General features: G+C 68.8%; 4 protein-coding genes. 2 read left to right on the top strand and 2 right to left on the bottom strand.

Annotation, left to right across the window (positions count from 1 at the left end; translation table 11 throughout):
• Window positions 1–254: 254 nt before the first annotated feature.
• Entirely contained in the window at window positions 255–698 is a 444-nt protein-coding gene (locus tag E1281_RS37750; protein WP_131884498.1) for a pyridoxamine 5'-phosphate oxidase family protein, read from the bottom strand.
• 345 nt (window positions 699–1,043) lie between these two features.
• Between E1281_RS37750 and E1281_RS37745 the strand changes: the two genes are divergently transcribed.
• Window positions 1,044–2,183 (top strand): hypothetical protein, encoded by a 1,140-nt coding sequence (locus E1281_RS37745; protein WP_131884497.1) that lies wholly within the window; start codon window positions 1,044–1,046, stop codon window positions 2,181–2,183.
• A gap of 134 nt (window positions 2,184–2,317) precedes the next feature.
• Complete coding sequence (locus E1281_RS37740) at window positions 2,318–2,626, top strand: type II toxin-antitoxin system VapB family antitoxin (protein ID WP_131884496.1); 309 nt, start codon at window positions 2,318–2,320, stop codon at window positions 2,624–2,626.
• Between the two features lie 120 nt (window positions 2,627–2,746).
• Here the strand turns inward: E1281_RS37740 and E1281_RS37735 are convergent, their stop codons facing one another.
• The gene (locus tag E1281_RS37735) at window positions 2,747–4,195 is read right to left on the bottom strand and encodes a helix-turn-helix transcriptional regulator (protein WP_131884495.1); all 1,449 of its coding nucleotides are present in this window, start codon (window positions 4,193–4,195) and stop codon (window positions 2,747–2,749) included.
• Window positions 4,196–4,653: the final 458 nt, after the last annotated feature.

The raw sequence follows: 4,653 nt of genomic DNA, 5'->3' as shown, positions 1-4,653 counted from the left end.
GACGTCGAGCATGGCAGGATAGGTCACCACGTGGAGCCCTTCTGGCAGACGAGAGATCTTCAGCGAGACCTCTTCTACCGGGGCTCCACGTGCCTTTTCTGGTCCTCGCCATCTGTCCGCGAGTCTCCCCGAACACCATCGATCGTGCCTCGGAAATCCCTACTGTCCGAATCGATCGTGCCGAGAAAACCTCACTGTGGCGCAGGCGTCTTGGGTTGAGTCGAACGCGGGCGGAACCACGCGCACGCCGCGGGTCAGTAGGAGCGGGCGCGGGTCGGCGCCACGCGGATCGCGGTGGACAACTCGGTGAACGCCTCTTCGGGGGTCATGCCCGCCCCGTCCATCGCCTCCCTGTGTTTCTCCAGGTATGCGGAGACCTCGTCCTCGGTCAACGGCGCGAGTCCGCCCGCCTGTGCGTGGTCGAGTTCGGCCTCACCCTCGATGGTGAGGACGCTGTGGTCCTCCGAGCCGGTGTCGAGATCCAGATGCAGCGCGACTCTGGCATTGCCGCGCAGGTTGCGGACCTTCGGAGCGCCGGGGGCACTGATGATGAGGAACGTCATCCCGTTCCACACGTACCCGACCGGCGATGTCTGCGGCTGCCCGTCCGGCGTCACGGTCGTCAGCCAGATCACCGTTTCCCTGCTGAGCCGCTCCTCTGCGCGAGCGGCCCGTTCACCTTCTAGACCAGGAAGCATGTAACCACCGTACGACGATTGGTGGTGTTCGTCTAGACGGTTCTCACGAACTCGAGCCACTGCGCCCGGTACGGGCCCCTCTTGCGTCGACACCGGGGCGGGCTACTTCCCGCCGGCGACGAAGTCGCGATGGCGTCGACCTGGCGGACGTCGTCGCAGGTGAAGCCGCTGCGAGTGGCGTGACCGTCCGAAAACTAGATATTGCCCTTTTCAAAAGGGGCGTTGTCTGCACTCGCATGCAGACAACGCGGTCCTCGACCCAGGTGAGCCACAAACCGCATCTGGACGGCATGGGATGGTCGGCCGGTCTCGGGATGTCGGCCACGGGGATTATCGTGCGGGAGCATGACAACTGATCTCCTCGCGCTCGCCAAAGAGAGGCGTTCCACGCAGGACTGGGAAAGCAAACGTCTCGGGCGTCACGACGTTCTCGTGGAGCACGGTGTCGTCGGCGTCTTCGTCTACCTTTTCCGGGACGACCGCGTGCTGGTGGCCAAGGCCAACCGGGGGTACCGCGAAGACGTCGTGGAAGCGATGCTCGACGCCGTGGTGGACCTGATGGACGACGAACTCGGCGACGTCGTCCACGCCCGGCCGATCGACGTGCCGGGCTTCGCGCTGGACCGGGCCGTCCTGCTCGGCCCCGGGGAGACCGGTTTCTGGGAAAAGCGCGACGCCGAGCTGGCGAAGTGCGGGCTTCAGGTCGTCCCCGCCTACCGCGGGGAGGTGGCGGACGGGGAGCCGGCCAAACGGTTCCGGTGGGCGTTCATGGGCAAGGGGCTGGCCCTTCGCGAGGGCCACTGGGACCGGGACCCGATACCGCGTGCCCTGGTCACCCGGACGGAGGGCCCCAAGCGCGGGGTGGTCGTCCCGAAGGCGACGGACATGACCATGTCCGCCGAGACGCTGCTGGACAACTTCGCCAAGGGACTCCCCGTCGGCATAGAGATCCTGGCGCGCGACGTCCGGGACCGCGAGCTGAGGGTGCGCCGCGACTGGGACCGCTTCGTCGGCGCGCTCGTGGACGGCCAGAGCGAGTTCGAGGTGTCCGTTCTCGTCGACCACATGTGGGAATCGCTCGGCCCGCTGTTCCACGGCGAGGACACCGGTGCCGCGACCCTGGTCACCGACCCGGACGTGTCCGCGCCGATGCTCATGGTGCGGGTGAACAACCGGCACCGGAGCGACACGGGGATGTCGCCCGTCCTGCTGGACGAGGCGCTGCGGTGGGTCCGGGGCCTGGAGCCCGTGGACGGGTACTTCCTGACGTTCGTCGGCCGCTCCAAGGGCACCGTCCAGATGATGTGGCAGGCCCGCGGACCGAACCGCCCCGAGCTGTGGCTGGAGGCGCCCTACCCTGAGAAGCGGGAACTGCACGGCCGGTTCGCCACGGTGGAGGAGGCCGAGCGGATGGTCACGATCCTCGCCGTCGAGGACCGCGTCGCCGTGGGCGAACTGGGTGATCTGAAGATCGACACCTGGTAGCGCGGCGGTCGGCGCAATTTACTGACGAACCCGTTGACCTGGGAGGTAACTGGTTTACCAGTGGCGGCAACTAGAGTGACTCATGTTGTTGCGTTTCCTTCTCCAGGTCACGCCGACGCCGTAGACTCGGTGCCGTGATCTTCAAGGCGGTGGGCGATGGACGGCCCTATCCCGACCACGGACTCTCGTCCCGGGACTGGGCCAAGATCCCGCCTCGCCAGGTGCGGCTCGACCAGCTCGTCAGCACGAAACGCGAGATGGACCTCCAGTCGCTGCTGTCGAAGGACTCCACCTTCTACGGCGACCTGTTCCCGCACGTGGTCCAGTGGCAGGGCGAGCTCTACCTGGAGGACGGCCTGCACCGCGCCCTGCGAGCCGCGCTTCACCAGCGGCAGGTCCTCCACGCGCGCGTCCTGGACCTGGACGCCGTCGATATGACCTGATCGCTGCCAGTACCTCGCCACAGCGCCAGGGGCGAGCCTCGCCTCTCCCGGCTGTGGACCGGTCGGATCGGCGGCGAGCGCAGGAAGTCCCGTACCGCCGCGCGCCGCCGGCCGCAGATGTCAGACGCGGCCGAGGTCGCGGTTGGCCGCGAGGGGGCGGGGGGCCCGCAGGCCTGCGGCTTCCAGGGCCTTCCGGTAGGCGGTCGCCGCGGCTTCGGAGTCCTGGACGAGTTCGTACAGCTCTCCCATTTCCCTGAGCAGGTGCGCCGCCGGTCGGCCCGTCGGCAGAGTCGCCAACTGTTCCGACGCGGCGCGAAGAACGACCTGGGCGGCCGTCCGGTCTCCTTGGGCCACGCGTGCGCGCGCTAGGACGAGACGGGCCAGGACGGTCTTCTGCGTGCGTGCGGCGAGGTCGTTGCCAGGTTGCGGAGTTGCGGCATGCTGGCTCGTCGGGGGGCCCAGGGCCATCCCCGTGTCGAGGAACTGCTCCAGGGTGGCGATGGCCTCGTCCAGTTCGCCGATGAGCACGAGTGCGCGTGCCTTGGCGATCGTGCTCTCCGTGGACTCCGCTCCATCGAGGCTGGTCGTCCCTTGCAGAAGCTCCAGTGCCTCCTGGGCGGCCTCACGGGAACCCTCGGGGCGAGGACGTTCGAAGCCGTAATCACCAGCCGGCACCGAGGTGGAAGGCGCGGCGGCCGAGAAGGGCATGACCCCCCTGAGCAACGCCTTGGCCGCGGCAAGGGCGAGGCGTTCGCGAGCACGAACAGGGCTGGTCTCGGTGCGTGCGGCCAGGGCCTGGTCGGCGAAGTACAGCGAGTCGCCGATCGTCCCCTCTTCAAGGGCACGCATGCTGGCCCGCTGGTAGTGGACGCTCGCCGGCTCGTCCCCGGACACTTCCGGGTGCAGGAGCCGCCGTCCGAGGTCGTGCGCGCGGGCCGGGTCGGAGCGATCCACGTAGGCGAGCAGCAGGATTCGACCGACCTCGGTGTACTCCTCGCCCACGACGAGCCCGAGATGGTGCAGGCGCGCGATGGCGCGCTCGCCGAGGGCGATGGCCTGCCCCAGGTCGCCGACCGCGTGGTAGCAGCGGGTCAGCGCGATCACGGGCGGTAGCCAGCTCGCCCGGCCCGGGTCCCGTTCGGCCTGCTCGCGCAGGTCCTCGAAGAGCGCGATCGCGGGGTCGGTGCGGCCCAGCTCCTCAAGGGCGCGGGCACGGCCCCAGCGTGCGCGGGCGGTCAGGTCGGGATCGTCGCTGCGCGCGATCACCTCGTCGAAACCGGCCTCGGCCGTCGCCGGGTCGCCGCGCCGCAGCGCCAGGTGGGCGTGGCGTTCCCGCACCTCAAGGTGGGCGCGCTGCTCCGGCTCGACCCCTTCGGCGAGGTACTCGGGGGTGCAGCCGAGGCGCTCGGCCAGCATGCGCAGGACCGTCGGTGTCGGGGTGCGCTTACCCGACTCGATCAGGGATATGTAGCTGTCGGAGAGGTCGTGACCGGCGAGCTGTGCCTGCGACAAGCGTCTGGTCAGCCGCAGGTTGCGGACACGTTCGCCGACATTGCCTGGACCCGGCATGTGGACTCACTTAGCGGAAGTAAACAGGCGGCTGGGGTGCCGACATGATTGCACATTGCGGGTTATCGCACATCGAGAGTAAAGAAGCGGAGAGTGCGGGGAGCAGCAGGTCCGGCCCCGTCCGGTCCCCGCGCGCACGCTCGTTGACGCCGTGGCGCGCCGGTTGCGGCCGGTGAAACCCCCGGCGTTCGCAACGTTCATCACCCTCGGAAGGTATCCGACCTTCCATACAAGATCGCAATAACCGCCGATATTGATCAGTGCACCGCGTTCACCGGCTAGCCCGACCCGCCCGGTCGGGCCCGTCCAAGATCCATCAGCGCCGGTCAGCGCCACGTCAGGCCGGTCGGCGCCGGGCGCGCACGGGGCCGCGGGCGCTCCGAGGGCGGTCGCCGGACGCGGTAGGGGCCGTCGCGAAGGGGCGAGGTCCGGCCTCGGGGGTCAGGCCGGGTCTTCGG

The organism is Actinomadura sp. KC345, from assembly GCF_004348515.1.
GTDB lineage: Bacteria > Actinomycetota > Actinomycetes > Streptosporangiales > Streptosporangiaceae > Spirillospora.
Note: the sequence above shows the minus strand (reverse complement) of the source record. Positions and strands in the feature narration are given on the sequence as shown.